Consider the following 26,652-nt stretch of genomic DNA (forward strand, 5'->3'; position numbering starts at 1 on the left):
AACAAGGGGCGTATAACAAAAAAGAATTTATTGTTTAATCTAAAAATATATTGTTTTAACTTTTATAATCCAAAAAGTTAAAAGATGTATTTTTCCGAACTTCTCTTTGGAAAATCTTTGTGACTGATTTATCTTCCCAAGCAGCTCCAGTAAGCCTCGACAAAAAGACACGTTTAAAGTCAATTTTAGGCGGTTCAGCAGGTAATCTCGTTGAATGGTATGACTGGTATGTCTATGCAGCATTTACATTATATTTTGCGCCCCAGTTTTTTCCTGAAGGAGATGACACGGTCAAATTACTGCAAGCCGCTGCGGTATTTGCACTTGGGTTTCTCATGCGCCCAATCGGCGCATGGATCATGGGTATTTATGCCGACCGCAAAGGACGTAAATCAGGCCTAACATTATCTGTGTCTTTAATGTGTGTGGGGTCTTTAATTATTGCCTGCGCGCCCACCTATGCAAGTGTCGGCATGCTCGCACCTGCCCTATTGCTCTTTGCACGCTTATTACAAGGTTTAAGTGTTGGCGGTGAATATGGCTCTAGTGCCACTTACTTAACCGAAATGGCAGGTAAAAACCATCGCGGCTTTTTCTCTAGTTTCCAGTATGTGACCCTCATTTCAGGACAATTACTCGCTCTGTGCGTGTTGATTATCTTACAACGCAACATGACTGAAACCCAGTTGTCTGAATGGGGTTGGCGTATTCCATTCTTTATTGGTGCCGTTCTTGCAGTTGTGGTGTTCTGGATTCGTCGTGGTTTGGTTGAAACACAATCATCGAAAGATGCACAAGAACAAGCTAAAAATGGTGGCCCCAAATCAAGTGCTTTGGCATTGTTTACCAAATACCCACGACAAGCTTTTACAGTCATTATGCTGACTGCAGGTGGAACGCTGGCATTCAATACTTTCACCACCTATTTACAAAAATACTTGGTCAACACCTCTGGTTTTGAAAAAACTACAGCGACTGAAATTACCACAGCAGCCATCTTTATTTTTATGCTGTTACAACCCGTAGTTGGTGCACTATCCGATAAGATTGGTCGTAAACCCATTATGATTACTTTCGGTGTTTTAGGCGTACTGTTCACGATTCCAATCTTTAACGGCCTAGGCTCAACCAGTAGCCCAACCACTGCTTTTATGCTGTGTATGAGCGGTATGGTAATTGTGACAGGTTATACTGCCATTAATGCTGTCGTGAAAGCAGAGCTGTTTCCTGCGCACATTCGTGCACTAGGTGTTGCCCTGCCTTATGCCATTGCCAATACGGTTTTTGGTGGTACAGCAGAGTTAGTTGCTTTAAGTTTTAAAAATGCTGGGCATGAAAACTATTTCTTTTATTACATTACATTTATGATCGGATTATCCTTACTGACTTATATTTTCATGAAAGACACCAAAAAGCACAGCATGATTACCGATCACTAATCCTTTTGCTTGTTGCATATCTGAAAGATTAAAAGTCTAAATGCCTTCATTCCATGAAGGCATTTTTTATTTATCAGGGGAAAGTTTTACTCAAACTAGATCAATTGAAATATCGTGAATTAAACCTGTGTATGGCATACTAAGAACAAGAATAATGTTAGGAACTTTTTACATGAAAAATACGTATAAATTTTTAGGTTTAAGTTGTATTGTTTTAGCAGTATCTGCATGCCAAAGTACACCTCGCCAATACAATGGCAATGTTGGCTATCAAATTGAACAACAGTCTGGAACTAGTGCTACGCTTGCTTATACACTTGCAGCACGTAAAAATCAGCAGCTGGATGAAAACAAACTCCAACATGCATGCCAAAAGGTTTTAGGTTCACAGAAAAACTATAAATTGACGATTTTAAGTATCAATGAGATTCCAAATACTGCCGCAGATATGCCTCAATATGGTCGTCAAATTGGACAAACTCGCGCTACATTTGGTTTAAGTAACACACCGGACTTACACCAAGGTGAAAATTTTGCCACACGTGAAGCACTTGAAACACGACCGAGCACATTACATGTAGTACGCTATACCTGCTCATAAATCGCTTAGACTCATGAAAAGGGCTACTGCCCTTTTTGAGTTTCTAAAGTTCGATAAAAACTTACATTACGAAACTCAGGTGATTCATCTAAGTCTGGCCACGTTGTTGCACTGCGTTCATCCAACTTTATGTACTGCGGATGGCTGAAATTTTTAACACGACTATCTGCCACCCAAACCTCTGGTGCAAACTTTAAAAACTCATCTAAAAAGAAACGATTGCATTGGTCATATAAAACATCAGCAGCCAACAAAACATCAACTTGCTCTGCTTTGTAGAGATCAATTAAATATTCCAGCTCTACATTATTTAGTTCCGCATTGGCACGACAAGCATCTAAACTCACTTGGTCAATGTCACAGCAAATCACGCGCTTTGCACCCGCAATTTTGGCTGCAATCGCAACCACTCCTGAACCTGCACCGAAGTCCAACACCACTTTATCCTGAACATGATGTGGTTCAGCCAGTAACCACTGCGCCATTGCTAGACCTGAAGCCCAGCAAAAGATCCAATATGGCGTTTCATTCCAAATACGCCGAATGATTTCATCATCCAGTTTATCGGTTGGAAATACTGGAGGAATGAGCCACAGTGAAATGGGTGTTTCAGGAAGTTGCTGAGCTAAAAGCTCACAATTTGGAATCACCTCATGCAAGGCTTGAAGTAAATGATCTGGGGCTTTGGGGAATTGGAAAGTACAGCTCATAAGTCATTGAGTACTTTTATGCTTTTACTGCGGGGTCTTGCAGCTAAAGTTTGGATTGAGGAATTAGCCTTCGGCTAGACCTACTTTTGTTTTGGCAAAAGTAGGCAAAACCATAGTCATTCGCTGAACTCGTTAAATGCCACCATCTATTTAAAATAGTCGCAGAAACATTAAATAATAAAGTCTTAGCTCAAACAACAGCGAATGACGTTATCGTGTATCCAATACTCGCTTTGAGGAAGTATTAGACTACTTTAAATAATTAACCTAAAGCCTTCTCAGCCGCTTCAACCGTTTGACGAATCAATGTCGTAATGGTCATTGGGCCAACACCACCTGGAACTGGTGTGTACGCAGAAGCCACTTCTTCAATACCGACCAATTGAATGTCGCCTACACCACCACCATCACGTGGATGGAAACCTGCATCAACAACCACAGCGCCTTGTTTAATCCAATCTTTTTGGATCAATTCAGCCTTACCCACAGCACCCACGATAATATCCGCTTGCTTCACAAAGCTCGCCAAATCTTGAGTACGGCTATGGCAAATCGTCACAGTTGCATTGGCTTCAAGCAACATTGCCGCCATTGGTTTACCTAAAATTGCAGAACGACCTACAACAACCGCATGTTTACCCGCGATTTCAATGTTGTTTTCTTTCAGAATCGTCATAATACCTGCAGGCGTTGCAGAGCCATAAGCAGCCTCACCCATAGCCATACGACCAAAACCAAGACAGGTTACGCCATCCACATCTTTTGCAAGAGAGATTGCATCAAAACATGCACGCTCATCAATCTGTTCAGGCACTGGATGTTGCAGCAAAATACCATGTACATCAGGATTTGCATTCAACTTTTCAATTTCAGCTAACAATTGCTCAGTCGTGGTTTCTTTAGGTAATTCAACTTTAAGCGAGTCCATACCAACGCGGCGGCAAGCATTTCCTTTCATACGCACATAAGTTGCAGATGCACCATCGTCACCCACCAAAATTGTTGCAAGAATTGGGGTACGACCTGATTTTGCTTTTAGCGCTTCTACGCGAATTAACAAGTCAGCTTCAATTTGTTTTGCCAATGCACGACCATCTAAAACTAATGCCACGGCACATCTCCAAGTGTTGATATGAATCAATTTTGCACATAATACATGATTATTTTGAATATTTTTCACGATATGCTGTTTTTATGCGCATACGAATGAAAGTCCTATTGTTTTTTTTTCAGAGCTTGCTAATATACGCATCAACAAGACGCGGCGGGGTGGCAGAGTGGTCATGCAGCGGACTGCAACTCCGTGGACGCCGGTTCGATTCCGACCTCCGCCTCCATCTTGTTAAAGCCCGAGTGGTGAAATCGGTAGACACAGGGGATTTAAAATCCCCCGCCCACAAAGCGTGCCAGTTCGAGTCTGGCCTCGGGCACCATCCTTATACTTTTAAGTATGGTGCATATAAAGAACCCAGCGTTAAGCTGGTTTTTTTATGCCTAGAAAAAATACAATACAAAAAAGAGAGCACAATGACCCTCTTAAAACAACATATTGCCATTCATGATTATAATGGTGGCAATAAATAATGTTGTAGATCTTGTTCTAATTTTTGTTGAAAATGTGCGGGTTCAATAATTTTGATATATGGAATCCAATAACGCACCAAAGGTAAAAGTTGCATTTCATGACAAATTTTACAGGCAATTAATAAGCTGCCCGTCGTATCCTCCAATATGATTTGTTGTTCAGGCAATAACAGACGTTGCTTAAAATACAAAGCAACCTCAGGTCGCACAGATATTTTCACGATTTGCTTGTGCTTACCAAACCAAATTCCCTCACTAAGTTCTAATTGCATCAACACTTCTGGATGATGTTGAAATAACTCATTTTCATGCAAAGTCGCTTGGTCTATTTTACTTAAACGGTATGCGCGTAATTCATCACCTACAGCAGCAGCTAAATACCAACTTCCCTGATGGTGAATTAAACGATATGGATCAACATGTCGCCAACGATCATTATAAAAAAAGCTGATTTTTTGACGATTATGAATAGCATCTGCGAAAACCTGAAAATGTTCAGAGAACTCTCGTGCATTTTCAAAACAATAACCCTTAGCTGAAAAAATTTGGCTAGAGCGTTCATCAAGTAAATGGCGAAGAAATGACATATCCAAAGATGGATACAGTTCGGTTATTCCTGAAAGTTGAGCAAAATTCTGAATATCTTGTAACTTAAAACGCCCAAGATAAAGAGGATCTAGAAAATACTTTTTGGTGCTTTCATCCTGTAGTAAAGGTAAATATGTATTGAGACGATCAAAATCTCGCTCTATCGTTCTCGTGCTGACCTGAAACTCATGTGCTAGTTCTGCAACCCCTAATTGATACCCAGTATTTAATTTAGTCAAAATATTCGCTAAACGCTCCGCAAGGCGTTCATGTGTTGAAGCTTTACGCTTCATATTGCCCTCGCTGCACAATCAATGTTGTGTATTTTTAGTTTAATAGCCACTCATCATATTCAACATAAAGAATTGAATAATATTGATTAAATAAAAATGATCAACTTTACAGCTATCTCATGTTTTTATCAGAATGATCACTTTTGTTTAAATTTCTTTTTTAAGTCCGACTGTTGATGAGCTAAGCGTTCGATATAACGCTCAAAATGAATTAAGGCTTTATACAGCTTGTGCAAGTCATTAGGCAAAACTCGATTATGAATCACAGATCTATGCAGACGTTTAAGCGCACGAAAACCTTGTGAATGTGTGTACGATGTCGATAAAATTTTCATGACCACCCTCTTCTCTGTTTTATTTTTCATTTAAAACCACGTAAATTTGTCAGGTTTAAATTTAGCTGCAAATTTACACCGCAGTTTTGACAGGTTGTGTCGTACAGTTATCATTTTTTAATATTTGGTAAATTATTTCATTTTTTCAATATATTATTTTGATTGTTTTGTAAAAATTTCGGCAAAAGAAAAGCCGACATGATGTCAGCTCTACTTTTTATTTTATATAAATATTACAGAACTTTTACAACAACTTTACCCACGTGCTCACCCGTATCCATACACGCATGCGCCGCTTGAATCTGATCGAACTCAAAAGTTTGATAAATCATCGGTAAGCACTCACCTCTAGCCCATAACGGTGCCACATGATCTTGTAAACCTTGTGCAATCTCAGCCTTCTCAGCCGTATTTCGTGCACGCATGGTTGAACCAGTGATCGTTAAGCGCTTCATCATAATTTGACCCAACTTAACCTCTTTGGCCTTTGCTCCACCCAAAAAGGCAATATAGACCAAACGCCCGTCACGACGGAGTAGATTTAGATTCTTTTCTAAATACGGGGCACCCACCATATCTAAAATAACATCAACTCCACCATTATCCGTTTTCTCATTAATCACGTGTTCAAAATCTTGCGTCTTATAATTGATGGCATCTGTCAAGTTCGCAATGGCTTGAACTTTTTCATCTGTGCCGACTGTGGCAAAGGTTTGAATACCCAATGACTTACACAACATAAGTGCTGTCGTACCAATACCACTACTTCCACCATGTACCAATACAATTTCGCCCGCTTTGGCTTTACCCATTTGAAATACATTCGCCCAAACTGTGAAAAAAGTCTCAGGAATAGCCGCAGCTTCAACAAAGCTTACATTTTCTGGAATATGTAAAGTTTGACTTTGTGGAACCACACAATACTCTGCATAACCACCACCATTAGTCAAACCACAAACCTTATCCCCGACTTTAAATTGTGTAACGTCTGTACCAACAGCAACAACTTCGCCTGCAACCTCAAGTCCTGGTACTTGTGTTACCCCAGGTGGCATCGGATATAAGCCCTGACGTTGTAGAATGTCTGGACGGTTAATACCAAATGCATGCACCTTCACCAAAACTTCATCAGCTTTTGCTTCTGGGATCGTCACTGTTTCATAAGCTAACTTATCCACACCGCCCGGCTCAGTAATAATGACCTGCTGCATTTTTGTTTGTGACATGATTATTCCCTATGCTTTGAATATTTTTCAAGTTTCATCGACGTATTTGATCATAGAAGTAAACTGAAATGAAGAACACCGTACTTATGTATAGTCTATTCACTATTTTTCGCTGTGATATTCCACGCTCAAATCAGAATCAAAGCAAAAAGATTTTCAGCCCATAAACAACAGCCTTTAAAACATCATCTAAACCATGTTTATTCAAAGTACAATGCTTATCAACCAAATAACTTGAGTTTTAAGATTGATCTGGCAGATGCACAAACCGCATTAGAAATTTACGGACGAGAGGCAAAAACAGCATAATCAGAGGAAATGCAATCAGCCAAGATAAACTCCAGCTTTTTAACCAAAGCTGAAATAAGCCATCCACCAAACCCTTATTCAACAATAAATTAAACGCAGAAATTGAGCCACTCATTAGCCCTGAAAGTAGTAACGGCATCAGCCAATTCAGATGTTTGATATGAATTTTTAGGCGCGTATTCAACATAAATGACCCAATTAAAAATTAACCTTGCTTCTGCGTTTTAACGGTTTGTTTTAACGCCTTCATAAATTGCCCGAACTGAGGCATGAAATCTTTAAATAATGGAAGCTCTTTATGCTCCAGCATCACTTCACTAAATAGCTTTAAGCCAACAGCAAATGATTTTGCAGCTTCATCATCAAGCATTTGACTGCTTTGAATCATCTCTAACACTTTAAAAATGTCGTCGTGGTTATAGCTGTTAAAACTTAAAATATCGGTGTAACTAGACGGGTTACCTTGCGCATCGGCAATATGTTTGAGTGTAACTTCATAACGATGTTGTTTCATTTTATTCTCCTAGAGACATGCAATATTCACTGCAGCCCGATCAACTTCCGCAGCAATCGCCCGAATTTGTTCAGGACTCAATTCGCTATGCTGAATCTTAAGCCGTAGAGAAGCTTTTAGATTTTCCATAGCACGTTTAATATCAAGATATTGCTCATTATTTTGAATTTGTTTACGGGTATCAAAACGCACCAAAATTTTCTCAATCCCCCCTTGCTCAGCCTCAAGATGTTGCAAACCCAAGGCCGTTATACAGTATTGCTTACGTTTATCCTCACCCAATTCAACGCGAACAAACTGTTGCTCTTCTAAATAGTTCAAAGTTGGATAGACGGTTCCTGCACTTGGACAATAGCCTCCTCCTACAATCTCACCGATGTCTTTAATAATGTCGTAACCATATTTGGGTGCCAACGAAATAAGATGCAGTGCTAAGAGCTTCATTTGTCCTGTTTCAAATAAACGTCGCTTACGTAAAACAGGAGATCCGTCCAATTCGACAATAGCTTCAGACTCAAGAGCATTCGACATACATAAGATACAACTTAAAATTATTAAGATATATCTTAATATGTTTTTAGATTATTTCAAGCACTAAATTTCAAACTAAAATCATCATTAAAAAGTGAAGAATTTGAATATCTAAGCGTTAAAACATAAATCAATACGTTCGATCTCATTGATGTAAACACCCAATATCGTTAAAATTTGCGTTATGTCTTTGCGCCTATACACTCAAGTAAACGCAGACCAATAGCTTAAAACTTAGAATTAATTACAATGACAGATCAACTCAGAAAAAAATTTGAAAACCTACAACTCAATGCTGGGCAAGGCAAGATCAGCGCATTTCTTTCTATGTCCTTAGGGTTTTTGGGTATTTTTGCTGCCTTATGTTTTTTGTTTCCTAGCGTCCTAACCACACCTGAACTACGCCCGCTTTATAGTAAACACTATGATGCTTTTTACTACGCCTTGCTGTTCGGTATTGTCATCAGTGCTGGTTTTGGTACTTATAGTGCAATCATTAAACAGAATAAATACGGTTTTTATGGTTTATGTATCACCATTTTGGCAGCTGTTTTAGGTTGTGGCTTAATCAAAGCACCGATATTACCTGCGCTACCGTTTTATGCAGGTTTTGATTATTTTGTTATTACTTTAATCATCCTTGCTTTGGTTTTTATCCCGCTTGAAGGATTCTTTGCAAAAAATACTGAACAGAAAATCCTGCGCGTCGGCTGGGTCACAGACATGAAATATTTCATGTTTAGCCATATTGGCATTCAGCTTTTTTCGTTTTTAACGGTTATGCCTATTCAGTATTGGATTACGCATATTCCCAATAACCCAATAGTGCCTTATGTACAAGCGCAGCCCATCTGGTTGCAGTTTATTGAGTTATTGATTGTGGTGGACTTCACCACCTACTGGTTGCACCGTGCGATGCATGAAGTGAATTTCTTATGGCGCTTTCATGCCATTCACCATTCAACCGAACAAATGGACTGGCTAGCCTCTTCACGCTTACACATCGTTGAAGTGTTAATGACTCGTTTTATCGCAACTTTACCAATTTTCTTGTTAGGCTTTCATACCTCTGCAGTATTTGCTTATTTGGTCTTTATTTCTTTCCATGCCATTTTTATTCACTCCAATGTACGTTTCCGCTTTCCCTATCTGCGCTGGTTAATCGCAACGCCTGAATTCCATCACTGGCATCATTCTTCTGAAAAGCCTGCGATTGATAAAAACTATGCTGCCTTTATCCCCCTCTATGATGTGATGTTTAAATCCATTTATATGCCCAATCATTTAGCCAGTGTATATGGCACAGTTGGCTATAAAATTCCTAACAGCTTTGTGAAGCAGTTTACTTGGCCATTTAAACGCTATGTGAATAAGTTGAAGAAGCGATTAAACAAAAGCAATGAATCTCCCTAATAAAGCCAATTGATTGGTAATCTAACAATCCAAGCTTAGTTCATCCCATTCATAAGCCGTACCTAAAGAGAAGGCCGACACCATTACAGGTTTTCTCTTTTATTTTTAGTCTATCAATTCTAATTTAAACTATGCTCGCACTTTAAACGTTTTCACCATTCGATCACCTACACTATCCAAATAACACAACAGAACCACCTCACCTACTCCATTACAAGTACTGGCGTTTACCACATTAACCGCCCTAAGGGATATTGCATAACATTAAATGATTGTTAAAAAACCATTTTTTTATTTAGATCACCTTTAAACACGCAACATAATAATAAAAAACCCACCTTACGGTGGGTTCCTTTCAAATTAGCCAAATCTATTAAAGACGAACCAATTCAACAATTTTATCAGCCAGCTCTTCAACCGCATCTTGCGTAAATGCGACATCTGTACCGTCTACAAGGTCAGTCACCACAACCACACCTGTTTCACGTACTAGCGCAACCTGATCAGCAGTTAAACCTGCTTTCGCAATCGCAACCACACCTTGTTGAATTAACAAGTTTTCAAGTACTTGTGCATTTTCAAGTGCTTTCACAGATACAGTTACCGCAGCAGGTTTTTGACCTAAACGTGCAGCACGGTCTTCCGCTGTGACAGGGTTGCTATGAGCAGACCATTCCACAGACTCTTCCACCATACCCGCACCAATCGTCACGTTGTTTAAACGGTCGATGAAGATAAACGAACCTGTATAACGGCTGTCTTGGTAACAATCAAATACCACGGGCGCATCAAACTCAACGGTAACATTAGCAATAGCGTTCAGCTCAAGACTATCCACTTGCACCTTTTCCAATGTGTTGACATTGGTACGGTAGTTAATTGCGGTCACTTTTGCAGGAACAGTTTGCGTGCCTACTTTTAAGTTATACAGCTTACCAATCACCAGTGGTTGATCTGCCATCCAGACCACAGTAGCATTCACTGAACGTGAAATTTCTGGCGCCGTTTGATCTGCACGTACAAGTACGTTACCGCGTGAAATATCAATTTCGTCATTCAGCGTCAACGTCACCGCTTGACCTGCAACAGCACGCTCTAAGTTACCATCATAAGTAACAATTTCTTTGATCGTTGATGACTTACCCGATGGTAAAGCCACGATTTTGTCACCTACCGATACATCACCTAACGCAACCGTACCACAGAAACCACGGAAGTCGAGGTTTGGACGGTTTACATATTGCACAGGGAAACGGAAATCATTGGTCACTGAACTGCGGTTAATTTCTACCGACTCAAGTGTACCCATCAACGTTTCACCGGTGTACCACGGCGTATTTGGTGATTTATTGACAACGTTATCGCCATTCAATGCTGAAATAGGCGTAAAGATAATGTTGTTTGGCTTACGGTCACCGAGTTGTGCAACAAAGTTTGCATACTCTGTCTGAATTTCATTGAAGCGTGCTTCAGAAAATTCCACCAAATCCATTTTGTTAATCGCAACAATAATGTTCTTAATGCCAAGTAAGCTTGCAATATATGTGTGACGACGTGTCTGAGTTTGTACACCATAACGCGCATCAATCAAGATAATCGCAAGATCACAGGTCGACGCACCCGTTGCCATGTTACGCGTATATTGCTCATGTCCTGGTGTGTCAGCAATGATGAACTTACGTTTTTCAGTTGAGAAATAACGATAAGCTACATCAATGGTAATACCCTGTTCACGCTCAGCTTGTAGACCATCTACAAGCAGTGCCAAGTCAGGAGCATCACCTGTCGTACCGACTTTTTTAGAGTCGCGAGTCACCGCTTGCAATTGATCTTCATAAATCAATTTTGAATCATAAAGCAAACGACCAATTAAAGTTGACTTACCATCATCGACATTACCGCAAGTCAAAAAACGCAATAGGTCTTTATTTTCATGTTGTTTTAGATAGCCCAAGATATCTTGGCTAATCAGTTCTGATTGATGAGACATTGCTCAAAACTCCACATATTCTTTAGAAATCGGTTTTTAATCTCTTTAATCCCTCTAAATCTCCCTTTGTTAAGGGAGACTTTCCCCTTTACAAAAGAAGGGCTTTTCTCCTCTCTTAGAAAAAGATGAGCAGCACTGCTGCGCAAGGGGAGAGATTTATCAACAGTTAGAAATAACCTTCTTGCTTTTTCTTTTCCATCGAGCCTGCTTCATCATGGTCAATCATACGACCTTGACGTTCAGAGCTGGTTGCAAGCAACATTTCTTGGATAATTTCAGGTAGGGTATTTGCCGTTGACTCAACTGCACCCGTAAGTGGGTAACAACCAAGTGTACGGAAACGTACCGATTTCATTTGTGGAACTTCGCCTTCTCTTAAAGGCATACGTTCATCATCAACCATAATCAGCGTGCCACTACGCTCAACCACAGGACGTTCTGCAGCTAAATAAAGTGGAACCAATGGAATACTTTCCAAGTAGATGTATTGCCAAATATCAAGCTCAGTCCAGTTTGATAATGGGAACACACGAATACTTTCACCTTTGTTCACTTTACCGTTGTAAAGATTCCAAAGTTCAGGACGCTGGTTTTTCGGATCCCAACGGTGTTTCGAGTCACGGAATGAATAGACACGTTCTTTAGCACGTGATTTTTCTTCGTCACGACGCGCACCACCAAAAGCTGCATCAAAACCGTATTTATCAAGTGCTTGTTTTAAGCCTTGAGTTTTCATGATGTCGGTATATTTTGAGCTACCATGGTCAAATGGGTTAATGCCCGCATCTTTCCCTTCTTTGTTTTGATGTACGATCAAATCAAAGCCATGCGTTTTTGCCATGTTGTCGCGGAAAGCAATCATGTCTTTAAATTTCCAGCCTGTATCTACATGTAGAAGCGGAAATGGAAGTTTGGCAGGATAGAACGCTTTTAACGCCAAATGCAGCATCACTGCTGAATCCTTACCAATAGAATAGAGCATGACTGGGTTTTCAAACTCAGCAGCTACTTCGCGGATAATATGAATACTCTCAGCTTCAAGCTGTTTAAGATGAGTAAGTCTTTCCTCATTTAATGACATTGACAGCACCAACTCACAAAAATCGTGTACTTATTACACATTCAAAAATATATATTCATTATAAAGATTTAGTTATGCACGCTATTGCTTGTTTTATTATATTTATATGCAAAAAGCTCATATAAAACAAAATTGATAAGCCCTATTAGTTTTATTCAACAACTCCAACGCTCAAAATAAATGCAGATATTACATTAACTTCCCCTGTCATATTCAGTGTTTTAAGTACTTTTGTGATTGATATTTCATCTAAGCACTAGCTATGCCACCTGCACTAAAAACTCTACAGTAAATTTTTCATCTACTTATTTTATTCTATGTCTAGACCAAACCTCACAATAGCAACGATAAAAAGTAAATTAGACGCAGCTCAACTGGCTGGGTTCATATATCAACATAATAACCACATGCTGATACTACAAGAAGCACTCAATGAAGCAGGCTCGATCTTTCCCAGCTTTGTACAACACGAACATAGTACAGACCAAATTGGCATGCAATTTGGTCTACGACTTTCGCAGTATGACTGCAAAATTTTGAAGCTTGAATTTTTGATCGGTATTACACATAGCAACCAGGACCGCAGTTATGAAATCGGTATTGGGCATTTAAAAGGAGATGAACAAGCATTTAATCTTAATTACGCTTTTTATAATTATCCCAAAACTTTTTTCATATTGAGTTGCCCACTCTATGCCACATCCGCCCAACTCCTGCATGAAATTGAACAGCAAATCTTCAATCAACCTAAACTCGATTTTTTAAATACTGCGATCAAAACCAATCCACTAGGTGAACAAGTCGTCTGGATGAAAGATTTTATCTTTCAGCAAGCATTAGACATGAAAGTTCGGATTCAAAAGGCTTTACACTGAATGCTGAAACCATCAAAAAAACCCGCATTTCATTGAGAATGAGATGCGGGTTTTGTGTCTCAGTAAACTTAATTTTTATGACGCATGTGTGGGAACAAAATCACATCACGAATACTCGCTGCATTAGCAAATAGCATCACCAAACGGTCAATACCAATACCCTCACCTGCTGTTGGAGGTAAGCCGTACTCAAGCGCCTCAACAAAGTCTGCATCATAGTGCATTGCTTCATCATCACCCGCATCTTTTTCTGAAACCTGTGCTTGGAAACGTTCAGCTTGGTCAATCGGGTCATTCAACTCTGAGAAACCATTGGCAAGTTCACGACCACCAATAAAGAACTCAAAACGGTCCGTAATGTGTGGGTTGTGATCATTACGACGTGCCAATGGCGAAGTTTCAGCAGGATATTCTGTAATGAAAGTCGGCTGGCGTAACTGAGTTTCAACAGTTTCTTCAAATACGATAGTTTGCAGTTTGCCCAAACCAAAACCTGGTTTCACCTGCTCTTTCAGTTCTTCCTGCACAAATTTTGCTAAGAATTCACGGTCATTGACATTATCAGGCGTGAACTGTGGGTTGTGCGCAAGAATGGCATCAAACATCGAAATTTTCTTGAATGGACCTTTGAAGCTATACACTTCTTCACCATAAGGCACATCGGTTGAACCCAAAATGTCGAGCGCTAAGCGTTCAAGCATATTTTCAGTCAGTTCCATCAAGTCCTTATAATCTGCATAAGCTTGATAGAATTCAATCATGGTGAATTCCGGGTTATGACGTGTCGAGACACCTTCGTTACGGAAGTTACGGTTAATTTCAAACACACGCTCAAAACCACCGACCACCAAACGTTTTAAGTAAAGCTCTGGCGCAATACGTAAGAAAAGTGGCATATCCAAAGCATTATGATGTGTTTCAAATGGACGCGCTGACGCTCCACCTGGAATCACATGCATCATCGGTGTTTCTACTTCCATGAAGCGCTGTTCGGTTAAGAACGCACGAATGCCTGAAACCACTTTGGCACGGATTTCAAAAGTCTTACGTGTTTCTTCGTTCACAATCAGGTCAAGATAACGCTTACGATATTTAACTTCAGTATCGTTTAGACCATGGAATTTATCTGGAAGTGGACGAAGCGACTTGGTTAAAAGCTCAAAATGTTCGATATGCACATAAAGGTCACCCTTACCTGAACGACCGATATAACCTTTCACCGCGATAATATCGCCAAGATCTAGGCTCTTAATGGTTTCTAAAGTTTCAGGTGCTAACTCTTTACGCGCCACGTATAACTGGATACGACCCGTCATGTCTTGGATCACGATGAATGAACCGCGGTTCAACATCACACGACCCGCTACAGACACATAAACATGCTCGGCTGCTTCAATCTCTTCTTTGCTTTTGTCTGCAAATTGATCTTGTAAGTCTTGCGCATAATGTTCACGTTTAAACGTGTTTGGCCATGGGCTAGTGCCCGTTTGTTTGGCTTGATCTTCAATCTGCTTTAACTTGGCATGACGCTGTGCAATTAAATCGTTTTCGGAAATGGCTTGTTCAGAAGTCGATTGAGCGTTTTGTTGCGTCATCTCTGCCTCGTATATGTATTAAAAAACGGAAGTTGCATAGCATAGCAGAATTCTGGACGAATGAGCATCATCTAAAACCAAGCGATATATAAAAAAGTCTTTGTTCTGTTGATTTCAAACCTAAGAACTAACTGTCGATATACTCAGCTTTTTTCTTAGACCAAAAGCTAACTTCCTTTCAATATGAATCACTCTACAATGAATGTTATAAATCGTGGAAAAGTAAACTTTTCGCCACCAATAAAATAATTTAATTTTTGATTGAATGACAATATATGAGCAGATGCGAATCTAAAATTTTGTTTTTGCATGGATTAGACTCTTCCCGTGAGTCCACCAAATTCCATGCGATTGATGCAAAACAAAAGTTTTGTATCGACATTGATTATCGCTATCTGAACTTTTCTACTGTAGCCAGTTTTTATGACGATATTATTGAGAAAATAAAACCTGAAATTATTGTAGGGCATTGCATTGGGGCATATTGGGCGTTGAAAATGTCACTGACACATCAAATTCCATGTGTAATTGCCAATCCTCGTTTAGCACCAGATTTCCGTGATGATTATCCAAGTATTAATGATACAGACCTAGACCACAACGTTCCCCAAGTCGCCTACTTGGAGCTCGGCGATGAGCTGATTGATATGTATGCGGCACAGGAAATATTAGAAAATTATATGCTGATACAAGCCGTTGAAGGTGGACACCACCGATTACTGAAACCTGAAAATATCAATCAATTGATTGAACACCTAGAACAACAATATTTGTATAAATAAAAAGCCTTGGATCATCCAAGGCTTTTTTAACGCAATTATGCTGCTACAGATTCTGGCTTAGATTTGTCATCTAGTACAGACCAAATTTCTAAACCTAAGTCAGCATGCAAATCAGGTAAATCCAGAAAAATACTTGCACCCAATACTTCATGATGGCATTTTTTCACCAACTGCTTCACTGCTTTTAATGTCCCGCCTGTTGCTAGAACATCATCTACAATTATCACTTTTTGTGATGCTATATTCGCTGCCATTTCTAAGCGATCTAAACCATACTCCAAACTGTAGCCAACGCCTACAACTGGTGGTGGCAGTTTACCCGCCTTGCGTACTAACAACAAACCTTTGCCCAACCGTTGTGCAAGCAAGCTTGCAAGTACAAAACCACGCGCTTCTACAGCAACAAAACTGTCTACCTCAGCCAACTTCTCCGCAGGAATACTTGCAATCAGTGCATCTGTAAGTGGCTCAAGATTACTCATGAATAATGGCGTTAAATCGAAGAAACAAATACCTGGTTTTGGGAAATCTTGGACCGTACGAATGTGAGACCACAGCGTTGTAGACAAGTTGCTCATAGGAGATCAATGAAATTTGAAAAAGAATAGATGAATTTTACAGCAAATCTTGCAGAAAAACAGCCAAAAACTCCCGACATTCCAATACAGAAACTTAGTAAAGTTTTATAAGTCATTGTTTTTAATTATATCATTTATTTATTAAATATTAGGTATATATTTATCTAATCATAAAATAGCAATTTAAAGAAAGATATGCAGCCCGACTTTAGTCTAAGGCATGAATTTTACTGAGATAAAAACTTAAGCGAATACCCTCATTTAAGCAATTTTCATCTCTATATTCTGCATACGCTCAAAATACAATCTGGTTTTAAATGATACGTTTTGTCCTTAGCATCGCTTTTAGCTCAAACATTCAATCATTAAACTCCGATATTTACTTTACATTCGTAATAGAACTGCGTAAAAATTTAGATTACATGAGTATGCTACTAAAGTCAGATCAATAGCATTTTGCTTAATGGATTATTTTGCTGAACCCTTTCTTGTTCAGCGTTTTGGAGAGTCAAATGAAGAAGTATCAATGCATCGTTTGTGGATGGATTTATGACGAAGCAGAAGGTTGGCCGCAAGATGGCATCGTGGCGGGTACCAAATGGGACGATATCCCAGACGATTGGACTTGCCCAGATTGTGGTGTGTCAAAAATTGATTTTGAAATGGTTGAAATCTAATTTCTAATGTTAAAGACCATGCAGCATGGTCTTTTTTTACGTCCTTAAAATAATCTCCGGAGAACCTTATGCATCCCATCGTCATCATTGGCTCAGGTATGGCAGGCTATGCTGTAGCACGTGAATTTCGTAAGCTCAACCCTGAACAAGAACTGCTCATGCTCTGTGCAGATGATGCGACTAACTATGCCAAGCCAACCTTATCCAATGCCTTTGTGGCGAATAAAGCACCTGAACAAATTGCTTTGGGCGATGCTGAGAAAATGGCAGCCCAGCTCAAAATGCAAATTGCTACACACACTTGGGTCAAAGAAATTCATGCAGAACAACAACAGTTGACCTTAATTAAAGATGGTATGGAATCTACACAGCCCTACTCACAATTGGTTTTAGCGGTAGGTGCAAATCCAATTCGCCTTGCGATTGCCGGTGATGGCAGTGAAGATTTTCAAGTAGTCAATAACTTAGATGACTACAAAACTTTCAGGGCTGAACTCGAAAAGCGTGCAGATAAGCGTGTCGTGATTTTAGGTGCAGGTCTGATTGGTTGTGAATTTGCCAACGACTTACAACATACAGGTCATCAAACCACAGTAATTGACTTAGCCAATCAACCATTGGGACGTCTCTTACCCGCACATGTTTCCAGTGCATTTAAGGAAAACCTTGAAGCAACGGGTATACATTTTGTCCTTGGCACCACAGTTGAAAAAGTGTCTAAAATTGAAAATGGCGACTATGTTGTAACTTTAGCCAGCGGTCAGTCTTTAGTGGCAGATGTCGTGCTATCTGCTATTGGCTTACAACCGAGCATTTCCCTTGCAAAGGATGCCGATATCCAAACCAGTCGCGGAATCGTAACCAACGCACAACTTGAAACGAATCAGCCTCATATTTATGCCGTAGGTGACTGTGCAGAAGTGAACGGGTTGCTACTGCCTTATGTTATGCCGATCATGCAGCAAGCTCGCGCACTTGCAAAAACCTTAAATGGTGAAAAAACCGCCGTACATTACCCTGCTATGCCTGTTGCAGTGAAAACCCCTGCTGCACCGTTGACCGTTTTACCTGCACCAATTGGTGTTGACGTAAACTGGGAAACAGAAGAGTTAGACGATGGCATGATTGCCAAAGCCCTAGATAGTCAAGGTACACTTCGTGGATTCGTACTACTGGGTGCGACGGCTGGAAAACAACGTTTAGCATTGACAAAACTGGTTCCAGACTTGATTCCTGCACAGGTTTAAGGTTTAAATAAAAGGACATTTATAACAATAAATGTCCTTTATGTGAGGATGACAACAATGAATAGCGCACTCCAATATAATCTTTCCCCCTATACCTCCTTCATGCGCGAAACCAAAGTCGACTTAGGTAATGGCATTGAACTCCATGTTGAAATCGGTGGTGAAGATCATCATCCCACCATTGTTTTAATTATGGGTTTGGGAGCGCAACTGCTATTTTGGCCTGACTTTTTTTGTAAATCACTGATTGACCAAGGTTTTCGTATTATTCGCTTTGACAACCGTGATATTGGCTTATCTTCAAAAATTAAACATCAAGGGCCACGTTTAAACACACTTAAACTGATGGGACGCTTTGCTTTAGGTTTAGATAACCGTGGTGCACCCTATGACTTATACGACATGGCAGATGATGTTTCTTTGCTTCTAGACCGTTTAGGTTTGGATGAAAGTTATGTGATTGGTGCATCCATGGGCGGTATGATTGGGCAAATTCTTGCAGCACGTCATCCGCAAAAAGTAAAAAAATTGGGGCTGATGTTCACCAGCAACAATCAACCTCTACTTCCTCCGCCTTTCCCAAAACAACTCTTTAGTCTCATCGGCAGACCTGAATCAACCGATGAAGAAGGAATTGTCAGCCACTCTTTAAAAGTGTTTAAGATCATAGGCTCACCAGGTTATCACAACCAAATAGAAGCAATTCAGACATCTCGCAAATTATATCGTCGAAGTTATTACCCAGCGGGTGTACTTCAACAGTTTTTAGCAATATTATGTACAGGTTCTTTATTGCAACTGGACAAACAGATCCAACAACCAACCCTTGTGGTGCATGGTTCTCGGGATCGTTTACTTCCGCCTAGCCACGGAAAAGCCGTTGCAAAGGCAATTGTGGGTGCTAAATTTGAATTAATTGATGGAATGGGGCATGATATCCCACCGCACTTCATTCCAAATCTTAGCGAATTATTTGCACAACATTTTAAATCATAATCATTAGGACACTATGGCTGCATTACCATCCTTAAGACAGCTGTCATATCTCGTTACACTGTCAGAAACGCTGCATTTTACTGAAGCCGCACGCCGTTCATTTGTAACCCAATCGACTTTGTCGGGTGGGATTATGGAGCTTGAACGCCTACTCGGTGGCGTACTTGTAGAGCGTGATCGTCAAAATGTGCGCTTAACGCCCCTAGGTGAGCAGGTTGTTGCACGTGCTCGTGTTCTACTCGCAGATGCTCAAGACCTGATGCGTTTAAGCCGAGAAATGAGCGAGCCGCTCACTGGTGATTTACATTTAGGTGTTATTCCAACCATTGCTCCGTTTATTTTGGCGCAATTGTTAGATGAAGTGCATAAGCAACTGCCTAAAATTCAATTACATTTGCACGAAGCACAAAGTGAGAAAATTGTAGAAAAACTCGAACATGGCAATTTAGACATGATCGTTTTGGCTCTACCTTTTGATACACGTGGCCTCAAAGTTGCTGAAGTTGCAAAAGAAAGCCTATTCTTAGTGTGTAATAAAGCGGATGTCCCAAGTAGCCAAGCGAACAATTTAGATGACTTAGATTTATCGCGTTTAATGTTACTGGAAGAAGGTCATTGTCTGCGCGATCATACGCTCAGCGCCTGCCCGATTGGTGAACGTAAAAATGACCATCGCTTAAAAGCAAGCTCTTTACCGACATTGGTTGAAATGGTATCGGCTGATCTTGGTTTTACTTTATTGCCAGAAATTGCAGTACGTACCAATATGATCAAAGCCAATCCAGACTTACTGGTTAAGCAAATTGAAGCCGCACCAAGCCGTACTTTGGCTTTGGTAACACGTAAAAGCACCCCGTTACAAAGCGAATTTGATGTGTTACTACAAATCCTGCAAAAAATTACTCAAGATCTGCACTAACCTTATTTTAGTGCATAAAAAAGGAGTCAAACATGACTCCTTTTTTTGTGCCTGAATCTTTTGCAGATTCAGGCACAATCCCTAAAATTATTTAATCACATCGAGTAAATAACGCTGTGCATTATGCTCGGTTTCATCCTCCGCAAGCGTCGCACGTATCCATGTTCCGTCACCCTGTAATAACCACGCTTGTTGGTTATCTTGTAAATAAGTTAACAAACCCTGCTGATAAATACGTTTTTTCAAAGCAGGATCTTCAATTGGGAAACATGCCTCAACACGATTAAACAAATTTCGATCCATCCAGTCGGCACTCGACCCATAAATACGCGCATCACCATTATTACTAAAGTAGAAAACGCGCGTATGTTCTAGGAAACGTCCCACGATTGAACGTACACGAATATTTTCTGAAAGCCCTGGCAAACCCGGACGTAGACAGCAAATAGAACGAATAATGAGATCAATTTGCACACCTGCCTGCGATGCCTCATACAGTTTATTGATCAGTTGCACCTCGGTCAGCGCATTCACTTTCACAATAATTTGTGCTTTCTTGCCTGCTTTGGCATTGGCAATTTCATCATCAATAAAGTTGATCAGTTGAGCATGGAGCGTAAAAGGTGCATGGAGTAGCTTTTTCAGCTTCGCCATTTTCCCCATACCTGTTAACTCTTGGAAAATACGGTGTACATCTTCACACAGCTCTTTATCGGTGGTGAGCAAGCCATAATCGGTGTAAATACGCGCATTACCCGCATGGTAGTTACCCGTTCCCAAATGTACATAACGAACAAGTTTATTATTTTCACGGCGTACCACAAGAATCATTTTGGCATGGGTTTTATAGCCCACAATGCCGTAAACAACTACTGCACCCGCTTCTTGTAACACATTCGCCACTTCAATATTTGACTCTTCATCAAAACGCGCACGCAGCTCAATCACTGCGGTAACTTCTTTCCCATTACGTGCCGCTTCTGCTAGGACTTGTACAATTTCAGAGTCTGCACCACTGCGATATAGGGTTTGTTTAATCGCCAACACTTGTGGATCACGAGCCGCCTCACGCAATAAGTTAATCACAGGTGCGAAAGACTCAAACGGATGATGTAGTAAAATGTCCTGTTTCTGCATGGCAGAAAACATACTTTCCGACTTTTTCAATACTTTAGGAATAACTGGAATATGCGCGTCATAACGTAGATGTGGACGTTTAAAATTTGACAATAGACGTGCTAAATTTACAGGTCCTTCAACTTTGTATAACTGCTCTTCATGTAAATCAAATTCATCAAGCAAGTAGTTATAAATATGCGCTGGACAGTTTTGTGTCACTTCTAGACGTACTGCACGACCAAAACGACGTGAGCTCAACTCGCCTTTCAGTGCCTTGGCTAAGTCTTCCACATCTTCATTGAGCGCCAAGTCGGCATTCCGTGTTACACGGAACTGATAACAGCCTGTCGCAGTCATACCTGGGAACAAATCAGATACATGCTCATGAATAATCGCTGAAAGCATCACATGGTGTTCTTTTCCACCTGTGAGTTCATCAGGTAAACGCACCACACGTGGCAAAGAACGTGGAGCAGGAACAACGGCCAAATCAATCTGACGACCAAATGCATCTTTGCCTTCCAAAGTCACAATAAAGTTGAGGCTTTTATTGACTAAACGCGGGAACGGGTGCGCAGGGTCTAAGCTAATCGGAGTTAAAACAGGTGCGACCTGTTCCTGAAAATATTTTTTCACCCATGACGACTGTGCAGGCGTCAATTCCCCACGGCGTAGGAAGCAAATGTCTTCTTCACGCAGTTTTGGCAAAATTTCTTCATTCAGAATGCGGTACTGACGTTCTATCGCTGCATGTGCAGTCTGCGAAATTTGGTCAAGTACTTGACGAGGGGTTAAACCATCAGGGCTACGGCTTTCATTGCCTAAACTCAGTTGCTCTAAAACCCCTGCAACACGAATTTCAAAGAACTCATCTAAATTGCGTGAAAAAATCAGTAAAAAATTCATCCGTTCTAAAAGCGGATGTAAAGGGTCTACGGCTTGTTCCAAAACCCGTAAATGGAAATCTAATATTGATAACTCACGGTTAATATAGCGGTCGTTATATGCATATTCAGGTTGTAATATAGGAGATGTGCTTGCTGCCGTATTCATAGCTAACCTTTGATTATTTGAATGCGTTTTATCATGATAAGTATGCTTCAATTTTGTGACAATTTCATAAAAAAAGCCCATTAATTTGGGCTTTTTCACAACAAAGTAATTATGGGATATCGCTATAACGCATGTACTTTCGGATCATGCGCTCGCGGTTTTGTAACTTACGGTCATTTTGATGATCTTGGTAATATTTCGGATTAGGTAAAATGGCCGCTAAAAAGACTGCTTGCTCACGACTTAGACTACGGGAGCTTTTACCAAAGTAATGTTGGGTTGCCGCTTCAATGCCATAAATATTATCGCCAAACTCTACCGAGTTCAGATATACCTCTAAGATGCGTTCTTTACTCCACATCCGCTCCATCATCCAAGTTGCAACAGCTTCTTGACCTTTACGAATGAATGAACGTTTGTTATATAAAAATAAGTTTTTTGCCAACTGCTGCGAAATAGTTGAACCACCTGCAACTACCTTGCCCGTGTCATTATTACGTTCGAGCGCTACTTGAATCCCGTCCCAGTCAAAACCATGATGTTGCATAAATTTGCCATCTTCAGCCGCAACAATGGCCTTTTTCATGTATTCACTGATCTCATCATAATCACGCCATTCGTGTTGAATCGGTTTAGACGGCTCAGACCAATAATCAATCCGCATAAACATCGTGGTTTCCACTGGCTTGTAACGCCACCACGCGAGGCTTGCAAAAATCCACAACTGTACCAAAAGCACGAAGCTGATAACGACTAACAAACTACGAACAATAAAAACTTTCATGCCAGTGGCTTACTCCAAAAATCATTTTTATTCATGCTAAGCTTGGGCAATATAGCAAAATTTTAGCAAGAATAGCATGACCGAGCTTACACCTCCTCAAATCAAAACAAAATTCGACGTACATTTATGGTGGATTACCGCCCTCATTATTACCATCAATGTTGGATTGTTTTTTTGGCAAGTCCTACATGGCATGGATGTCAGTAATCCAAGCACGGCTGATGCCATCCGCTGGGGAGCAGACTATGCACCGCTCACCTTCTTGGCTGAACCGATACGCTTATTGAGCAGTATGTTCTTTCATTTTGGTTTGGTTCACCTGATGTTGAACATGTGGGCGCTGTATATTTTTGGTAGTGTGCTGGAGCAAATGTTTGGACGTGTCTATTTTCTTGCACTATATGTCCTTGCTGGTCTCATGGGGAGCTTGCTCAGTGGCTATCTCGCCATTCAAGACAGTTATGAACTGCTCCGTATTGGCGTAGCAAATCCAGAGTTGTTACCACGAGTAGGTGCAGGGGCTTCAGGTGCTGTCATGGGACTGGGTTCAGCACTGACGGTTCTATCCCTACTACCGATGCTCCCACAGCAACGTTTTATTTTAGATAAAAAGACTTTACTGATCGTGATGGGAATCAACTTAGCCATGGGCTTTATGATTTCAGGGATTAATAATGCCGCACATATTGGCGGCATGTTGATGGGTGCTGTTTTGGCGGCACTTTGGTATCTCTCCCAAAAAAACCAACAGCGTTGGATTATGCCACTAAGCCTTGTTTTGGCGGCCTGCGGCTCGTATTGGTTTTACTTGCACTGCCAAAACCTGGTAACCCACATTCAGCCCCTATGGTCTGAAGTATTAATGATGATGCGTCAACAGCTCAATTTCTAAGATTCAACTCTTCACGCATTAAGAGATCAATCACGATTGATTGATCTCTCTCAAACTTTGTAAGGGTGGAATATCACTGAGATAACTCAAGCGATAACGCCCAATCAATGCACAAAGTACAGTCATAAAGAGCGGTAAAATGAGCCAGATTTCCCAGTGTGGCTGAATGGCTAAGCCCATGCGATAACATGCGACCGCACTTATCGCTTCAGCAAACAAACAAGAAACTACACCCGCCATAAAACCAATAAAGCCAATTTCTAAGCTAAGCATAGTTTTAAGTTTTTGCTTGGAACCCCCAAATGAGCGCAACAATGCGACTTCACGTTTACGCTCATCCATAAGTAAGTTCAGGCAAGCAATTAAAACCAAAATGCCCGAAATGCTCACTAAAACTGCAAGGATCGTGACAATCTGTACCAGTACCGTCACGATGCGCTTAATTTCATCTAAAATTAAACTGACATCAATAAAAACGGTATTGGAAAATTGTTGAATGATACTGACCAATTTCGCTTTGTCTGACTCAGGCACATAGAAACTGCCCAAATAACTGCCCGCATTTTCATCCATAGTTTGGGGCGCAAAAATAAAGAAGAAGTTTGGGCTAAAACTTTCCCATTCCACGCTTCTTAAATTTGCCACTTTGGCATGAATCACACCCTCTGGTAAGCTAAAAGTCAGTTGATCCCCCACTTTTATCCCAAGCTCTGTTGCAGTATTGGCTTCTACCGAAACTTGTCCTTTTGCTGTCAGTTTTGATACTCCAGAGACAATTACATTGTCTTTAGGATAACTGTCTGCTTGGGTTAAATTTAACTCGCGACGTAAGGAATTATTTTGCTTCACCAAATCCGTAGCAAAAGGCTGTCCATTTTTGGCAATCAGCCTGCCCCGAATATTTGGATAGAGCGGCGTACTGTTCCAATGGTTTTGTTCAATTTTCGCTTTTAACTCAGGCATGTCAAAAGGCGGTAAACCATATACAAACTGATTCGGCGTTCCTATAGGAATTTGCTGTTGCCAGCGCTCTAACAAATCGGTGCGTAGCACGGCTAAAACCGTAATTAAACTGAGTCCTAAAGCCAAAGCTGTAATCTGAAACGCAGTTTGATAAGGCGTGCGGACATAGGCAGAAACCGCATTTTTCAAGCCGCGCAGGAACTTCAAACTCAGCCAGACCACAACGTATAATACTGCACATAGAATAATAATTGCCCCAATCACCATGGCTGTCAGTACCATGTTTTCAGTCAGAACAATACTAAATAATACCAGACTTGCCGTGCCTGCAAGTAACATCCAAAACATAGACGAAACTGATTTTTCTTGACTGCGAATGACACGGATCGGTGGAGTATTCAACAGTTCCCAAAAACTCGGTAAGACAAAACCCAGTAGTACTACGGCACTGGTCAACATGGCAATCGGAATCGGCCCGAGCAGCATATCCCACGCTGAAAACGCAATACTTAAATGTGGTATCAGTTGTAACATCAACTGTAACAAGCCATAACCTAGCCCGACACCCACGGCACTCCCGACCAGCATGGCAAGCAAGAACACCACACCCAACAAGCTGAGGTAAGCCCAAAGAATTTGTGACTTCGCAGCCCCCATACAACGTAATAGCGCAATGTGATCTTGGTTTTGTTGCACAAAACGCTGACTGGTCAAAGCAATCGCAATTCCACACAGTAAAATCGTTAAGATATTCGCCAACTGCAAAAATGTGTCCAAATTTTCAATCGGTTTCATTAAACGGGTATTACCCTCACTGGCATTGCGTAAGCGTAAGCTGTTTTGTGGTTCTTCCGCATTAGGACTTTGAGTTGTCGCACTGACCTCTTCAGACGCTACATTTTGCTGCTTAAAATTTGCTTCAAACTGCTGGGTATCTTGTGTTACACCTGCCATCAGTAAACGATATTCAATGCGACTACCGACTTGTATAGCATTGGTCTTGGCAATATCCGCTTGTGAAATAATCACCGTTGGCGAGAAACCGGAAAAACCTAACTCCTGATTAGAATCATGCTCAATCAAGCCTGTAATCTTAAACACACCATCTGCAATATTGAGTTGATCACCCAATTTGACTTGTAGCAAATCCATAGCACGCCGGCTCAACCACACTTCACCCGAGGCAATGTGCTTCGCAATTGGCTGAATGCGTAGCTCTCCACGCAGAGGAAAAGCTTGATCAATCGCTTTGACATTGACCATAACAAACTGATCATTGGTATATGCCATCGAACTAAAGACAGTGACTTCGGATTGTTTTAAATCAAGCGCTGTCGCTTGTGCTTTCCATTTCGGATCGAGCTTTTCGCTGTCCGTTAGAACCAAATCCCCTGCTAACATCTCAGCGGCTTGCAACGCTACGGCGTTTTGAATTTGTTCATTACTAAACTTTAGTGCAGTCGTGGCGCTGATCGCGAGAATCAACGCAATAATCAATAAACACACACCACTACTTTTAAAACTTTGCTTCAGTAAGGGTTGAAATAAAGAATTCATT

25 protein-coding genes and 2 tRNA genes are annotated in these 26,652 nt (G+C 40.7%); 12 read left to right on the plus strand and 15 right to left on the minus strand.

Annotated features, from left to right (window positions below; genetic code table 11):
* Positions 1-119: 119 nt before the first annotated feature.
* Positions 120-1,439: an MFS transporter gene (locus tag GBI16_RS06045; RefSeq protein WP_086208442.1), complete on the plus strand. Its 1,320-nt coding sequence runs from the start codon at positions 120-122 to the stop codon at positions 1,437-1,439.
* A 172-nt stretch (positions 1,440-1,611) separates the two neighbouring features.
* Entirely contained in the window at positions 1,612-2,040 is a 429-nt protein-coding gene (locus GBI16_RS06050; RefSeq protein ID WP_086208443.1) for a hypothetical protein, read from the plus strand.
* Between the two features lie 23 nt (positions 2,041-2,063).
* On the opposite strand, the gene GBI16_RS06055 is transcribed toward GBI16_RS06050, so the two are convergent.
* Positions 2,064-2,750, minus strand: a complete 687-nt coding sequence (locus GBI16_RS06055) for a methyltransferase (protein ID WP_086208444.1) — start codon at positions 2,748-2,750, stop codon at positions 2,064-2,066.
* 262 nt (positions 2,751-3,012) lie between these two features.
* Positions 3,013-3,861 carry a bifunctional methylenetetrahydrofolate dehydrogenase/methenyltetrahydrofolate cyclohydrolase FolD gene (folD, locus tag GBI16_RS06060; protein WP_086208445.1) on the minus strand — a complete coding sequence of 283 codons (849 nt, stop codon included), beginning with the start codon at positions 3,859-3,861 and terminating at the stop codon, positions 3,013-3,015.
* A 152-nt stretch (positions 3,862-4,013) separates the two neighbouring features.
* Here folD and GBI16_RS06065 point away from each other — a divergent pair.
* A tRNA-Cys gene (locus GBI16_RS06065) sits at positions 4,014-4,087 on the plus strand.
* A gap of 10 nt (positions 4,088-4,097) precedes the next feature.
* Positions 4,098-4,183 (plus strand) — tRNA-Leu (locus GBI16_RS06070).
* A 129-nt stretch (positions 4,184-4,312) separates the two neighbouring features.
* On the opposite strand, the gene GBI16_RS06075 is transcribed toward GBI16_RS06070, so the two are convergent.
* The 6 genes from GBI16_RS06075 to GBI16_RS06100 form a co-directional block, all read right to left on the minus strand.
* Positions 4,313-5,215 (minus strand): YafY family protein, encoded by a 903-nt coding sequence (locus GBI16_RS06075; protein WP_086208446.1) that lies wholly within the window; start codon positions 5,213-5,215, stop codon positions 4,313-4,315.
* 137 nt (positions 5,216-5,352) lie between these two features.
* Positions 5,353-5,550 carry a hypothetical protein gene (locus GBI16_RS06080; protein WP_086208447.1) on the minus strand — a complete coding sequence of 66 codons (198 nt, stop codon included), beginning with the start codon at positions 5,548-5,550 and terminating at the stop codon, positions 5,353-5,355.
* 233 nt (positions 5,551-5,783) lie between these two features.
* Positions 5,784-6,776 (minus strand): NAD(P)H-quinone oxidoreductase, encoded by a 993-nt coding sequence (locus tag GBI16_RS06085; protein ID WP_086208448.1) that lies wholly within the window; start codon positions 6,774-6,776, stop codon positions 5,784-5,786.
* A gap of 241 nt (positions 6,777-7,017) precedes the next feature.
* Complete coding sequence (locus tag GBI16_RS06090; protein ID WP_086208449.1) at positions 7,018-7,272, minus strand: DUF2798 domain-containing protein; 255 nt, start codon at positions 7,270-7,272, stop codon at positions 7,018-7,020.
* Between the two features lie 18 nt (positions 7,273-7,290).
* The gene (locus GBI16_RS06095) at positions 7,291-7,599 is read right to left on the minus strand and encodes a DUF3861 domain-containing protein (RefSeq protein WP_086208450.1); all 309 of its coding nucleotides are present in this window, start codon (positions 7,597-7,599) and stop codon (positions 7,291-7,293) included.
* 9 nt (positions 7,600-7,608) lie between these two features.
* Positions 7,609-8,130, minus strand: coding sequence for a PadR family transcriptional regulator (locus GBI16_RS06100; protein ID WP_086208451.1), 522 nt, complete (start codon positions 8,128-8,130; stop codon positions 7,609-7,611).
* A gap of 249 nt (positions 8,131-8,379) precedes the next feature.
* On the opposite strand from GBI16_RS06100, the gene GBI16_RS06105 reads away from it, so the two are divergent.
* Positions 8,380-9,543 (plus strand): sterol desaturase family protein, encoded by a 1,164-nt coding sequence (locus tag GBI16_RS06105; RefSeq protein WP_086208452.1) that lies wholly within the window; start codon positions 8,380-8,382, stop codon positions 9,541-9,543.
* A 373-nt stretch (positions 9,544-9,916) separates the two neighbouring features.
* Here the strand turns inward: GBI16_RS06105 and cysN are convergent, their stop codons facing one another.
* Together cysN and cysD are read right to left on the minus strand one after the other, a co-directional pair.
* On the minus strand, positions 9,917-11,533 hold the full coding sequence (gene cysN / locus GBI16_RS06110; RefSeq protein ID WP_086208453.1) for a sulfate adenylyltransferase subunit CysN: 1,617 nt from the start codon (positions 11,531-11,533) through the stop codon (positions 9,917-9,919).
* Between the two features lie 166 nt (positions 11,534-11,699).
* Positions 11,700-12,614 (minus strand): sulfate adenylyltransferase subunit CysD, encoded by a 915-nt coding sequence (gene cysD, locus GBI16_RS06115; protein ID WP_151706726.1) that lies wholly within the window; start codon positions 12,612-12,614, stop codon positions 11,700-11,702.
* A gap of 317 nt (positions 12,615-12,931) precedes the next feature.
* Between cysD and GBI16_RS06120 the strand changes: the two genes are divergently transcribed.
* The gene (locus tag GBI16_RS06120; protein ID WP_151706727.1) at positions 12,932-13,489 is read left to right on the plus strand and encodes a hypothetical protein; all 558 of its coding nucleotides are present in this window, start codon (positions 12,932-12,934) and stop codon (positions 13,487-13,489) included.
* Between the two features lie 68 nt (positions 13,490-13,557).
* Here GBI16_RS06120 and lysS read toward each other — a convergent pair whose 3' ends face one another.
* Positions 13,558-15,084 carry a lysine--tRNA ligase gene (lysS, locus tag GBI16_RS06125; RefSeq protein WP_086208455.1) on the minus strand — a complete coding sequence of 509 codons (1,527 nt, stop codon included), beginning with the start codon at positions 15,082-15,084 and terminating at the stop codon, positions 13,558-13,560.
* 275 nt (positions 15,085-15,359) lie between these two features.
* On the opposite strand from lysS, the gene GBI16_RS06130 reads away from it, so the two are divergent.
* A complete protein-coding gene (locus GBI16_RS06130) occupies positions 15,360-15,866 on the plus strand; it encodes a YqiA/YcfP family alpha/beta fold hydrolase (protein WP_086208456.1) in 507 nt (168 codons plus the stop codon).
* A 35-nt stretch (positions 15,867-15,901) separates the two neighbouring features.
* Here the strand turns inward: GBI16_RS06130 and GBI16_RS06135 are convergent, their stop codons facing one another.
* The gene (locus GBI16_RS06135) at positions 15,902-16,444 is read right to left on the minus strand and encodes an adenine phosphoribosyltransferase (RefSeq protein WP_086208457.1); all 543 of its coding nucleotides are present in this window, start codon (positions 16,442-16,444) and stop codon (positions 15,902-15,904) included.
* 512 nt (positions 16,445-16,956) lie between these two features.
* Here GBI16_RS06135 and rubA point away from each other — a divergent pair.
* The 4 genes from rubA to oxyR all read left to right on the plus strand — a co-directional run bounded on the left by rubA (position 16,957) and on the right by oxyR (position 20,283).
* Positions 16,957-17,121, plus strand: coding sequence for a rubredoxin RubA (gene rubA, locus GBI16_RS06140; protein ID WP_004694381.1), 165 nt, complete (start codon positions 16,957-16,959; stop codon positions 17,119-17,121).
* Between the two features lie 68 nt (positions 17,122-17,189).
* Positions 17,190-18,368, plus strand: a complete 1,179-nt coding sequence (locus GBI16_RS06145) for an NAD(P)/FAD-dependent oxidoreductase (protein WP_151706728.1) — start codon at positions 17,190-17,192, stop codon at positions 18,366-18,368.
* Positions 18,369-18,425: 57 nt separating this feature from the next.
* Entirely contained in the window at positions 18,426-19,364 is a 939-nt protein-coding gene (gene estB / locus GBI16_RS06150) for an esterase EstB (protein WP_086208459.1), read from the plus strand.
* A gap of 13 nt (positions 19,365-19,377) precedes the next feature.
* A complete protein-coding gene (gene oxyR / locus GBI16_RS06155; protein WP_151706729.1) occupies positions 19,378-20,283 on the plus strand; it encodes a LysR family transcriptional regulator OxyR in 906 nt (301 codons plus the stop codon).
* 87 nt (positions 20,284-20,370) lie between these two features.
* Here oxyR and ppk1 read toward each other — a convergent pair whose 3' ends face one another.
* Together ppk1 and mtgA are read right to left on the minus strand one after the other, a co-directional pair.
* Positions 20,371-22,455, minus strand: a complete 2,085-nt coding sequence (gene ppk1 / locus GBI16_RS06160; RefSeq protein ID WP_151706730.1) for a polyphosphate kinase 1 — start codon at positions 22,453-22,455, stop codon at positions 20,371-20,373.
* A 109-nt stretch (positions 22,456-22,564) separates the two neighbouring features.
* Positions 22,565-23,239 (minus strand): monofunctional biosynthetic peptidoglycan transglycosylase, encoded by a 675-nt coding sequence (mtgA, locus tag GBI16_RS06165; protein WP_151706731.1) that lies wholly within the window; start codon positions 23,237-23,239, stop codon positions 22,565-22,567.
* 76 nt (positions 23,240-23,315) lie between these two features.
* Between mtgA and GBI16_RS06170 the strand changes: the two genes are divergently transcribed.
* Positions 23,316-24,131, plus strand: a complete 816-nt coding sequence (locus GBI16_RS06170) for a rhomboid family intramembrane serine protease (RefSeq protein ID WP_151706732.1) — start codon at positions 23,316-23,318, stop codon at positions 24,129-24,131.
* A 30-nt stretch (positions 24,132-24,161) separates the two neighbouring features.
* On the opposite strand, the gene GBI16_RS06175 is transcribed toward GBI16_RS06170, so the two are convergent.
* On the minus strand, positions 24,162-26,651 hold the full coding sequence (locus tag GBI16_RS06175; protein WP_151706733.1) for an ABC transporter permease: 2,490 nt from the start codon (positions 26,649-26,651) through the stop codon (positions 24,162-24,164).
* Position 26,652 lies beyond the last annotated feature (1 nt).

The organism is Acinetobacter sp. TUM15064 (assembly GCF_008980265.1).
In the GTDB taxonomy this organism is placed as follows: Bacteria; Pseudomonadota; Gammaproteobacteria; order Pseudomonadales; family Moraxellaceae; genus Acinetobacter.

Excerpts from the sequence above, each read along its gene's own strand:
- cysD (WP_151706726.1), bottom strand. The coding sequence starts at position 12,614 with ATGTCATTAAATGAGGAAAGACTTACTCATCTTAAACAGCTTGAAGCT.
- mtgA (WP_151706731.1), bottom strand. The coding sequence starts at position 23,239 with ATGAAAGTTTTTATTGTTCGTAGTTTGTTAGTCGTTATCAGCTTCGTG.
- GBI16_RS06085 (WP_086208448.1), bottom strand. The coding sequence starts at position 6,776 with ATGTCACAAACAAAAATGCAGCAGGTCATTATTACTGAGCCGGGCGGT.
- GBI16_RS06095 (WP_086208450.1), bottom strand. The coding sequence starts at position 7,599 with ATGAAACAACATCGTTATGAAGTTACACTCAAACATATTGCCGATGCG.
- lysS (WP_086208455.1), bottom strand. The coding sequence starts at position 15,084 with ATGACGCAACAAAACGCTCAATCGACTTCTGAACAAGCCATTTCCGAA.
- GBI16_RS06120 (WP_151706727.1), top strand. The coding sequence starts at position 12,932 with ATGTCTAGACCAAACCTCACAATAGCAACGATAAAAAGTAAATTAGAC.
- GBI16_RS06075 (WP_086208446.1), bottom strand. The coding sequence starts at position 5,215 with ATGAAGCGTAAAGCTTCAACACATGAACGCCTTGCGGAGCGTTTAGCG.
- GBI16_RS06135 (WP_086208457.1), bottom strand. The coding sequence starts at position 16,444 with ATGAGCAACTTGTCTACAACGCTGTGGTCTCACATTCGTACGGTCCAA.
- GBI16_RS06105 (WP_086208452.1), top strand. The coding sequence starts at position 8,380 with ATGACAGATCAACTCAGAAAAAAATTTGAAAACCTACAACTCAATGCT.
- GBI16_RS06130 (WP_086208456.1), top strand. The coding sequence starts at position 15,360 with ATGAGCAGATGCGAATCTAAAATTTTGTTTTTGCATGGATTAGACTCT.
- GBI16_RS06170 (WP_151706732.1), top strand. The coding sequence starts at position 23,316 with ATGACCGAGCTTACACCTCCTCAAATCAAAACAAAATTCGACGTACAT.
- GBI16_RS06145 (WP_151706728.1), top strand. The coding sequence starts at position 17,190 with ATGCATCCCATCGTCATCATTGGCTCAGGTATGGCAGGCTATGCTGTA.
- GBI16_RS06050 (WP_086208443.1), top strand. The coding sequence starts at position 1,612 with ATGAAAAATACGTATAAATTTTTAGGTTTAAGTTGTATTGTTTTAGCA.
- GBI16_RS06080 (WP_086208447.1), bottom strand. The coding sequence starts at position 5,550 with ATGAAAATTTTATCGACATCGTACACACATTCACAAGGTTTTCGTGCG.
- GBI16_RS06100 (WP_086208451.1), bottom strand. The coding sequence starts at position 8,130 with ATGTCGAATGCTCTTGAGTCTGAAGCTATTGTCGAATTGGACGGATCT.
- cysN (WP_086208453.1), bottom strand. The coding sequence starts at position 11,533 with ATGTCTCATCAATCAGAACTGATTAGCCAAGATATCTTGGGCTATCTA.
- ppk1 (WP_151706730.1), bottom strand. The coding sequence starts at position 22,455 with ATGAATACGGCAGCAAGCACATCTCCTATATTACAACCTGAATATGCA.
- GBI16_RS06175 (WP_151706733.1), bottom strand. The coding sequence starts at position 26,651 with ATGAATTCTTTATTTCAACCCTTACTGAAGCAAAGTTTTAAAAGTAGT.
- oxyR (WP_151706729.1), top strand. The coding sequence starts at position 19,378 with ATGGCTGCATTACCATCCTTAAGACAGCTGTCATATCTCGTTACACTG.
- estB (WP_086208459.1), top strand. The coding sequence starts at position 18,426 with ATGAATAGCGCACTCCAATATAATCTTTCCCCCTATACCTCCTTCATG.
- GBI16_RS06055 (WP_086208444.1), bottom strand. The coding sequence starts at position 2,750 with ATGAGCTGTACTTTCCAATTCCCCAAAGCCCCAGATCATTTACTTCAA.
- GBI16_RS06090 (WP_086208449.1), bottom strand. The coding sequence starts at position 7,272 with ATGTTGAATACGCGCCTAAAAATTCATATCAAACATCTGAATTGGCTG.
- rubA (WP_004694381.1), top strand. The coding sequence starts at position 16,957 with ATGAAGAAGTATCAATGCATCGTTTGTGGATGGATTTATGACGAAGCA.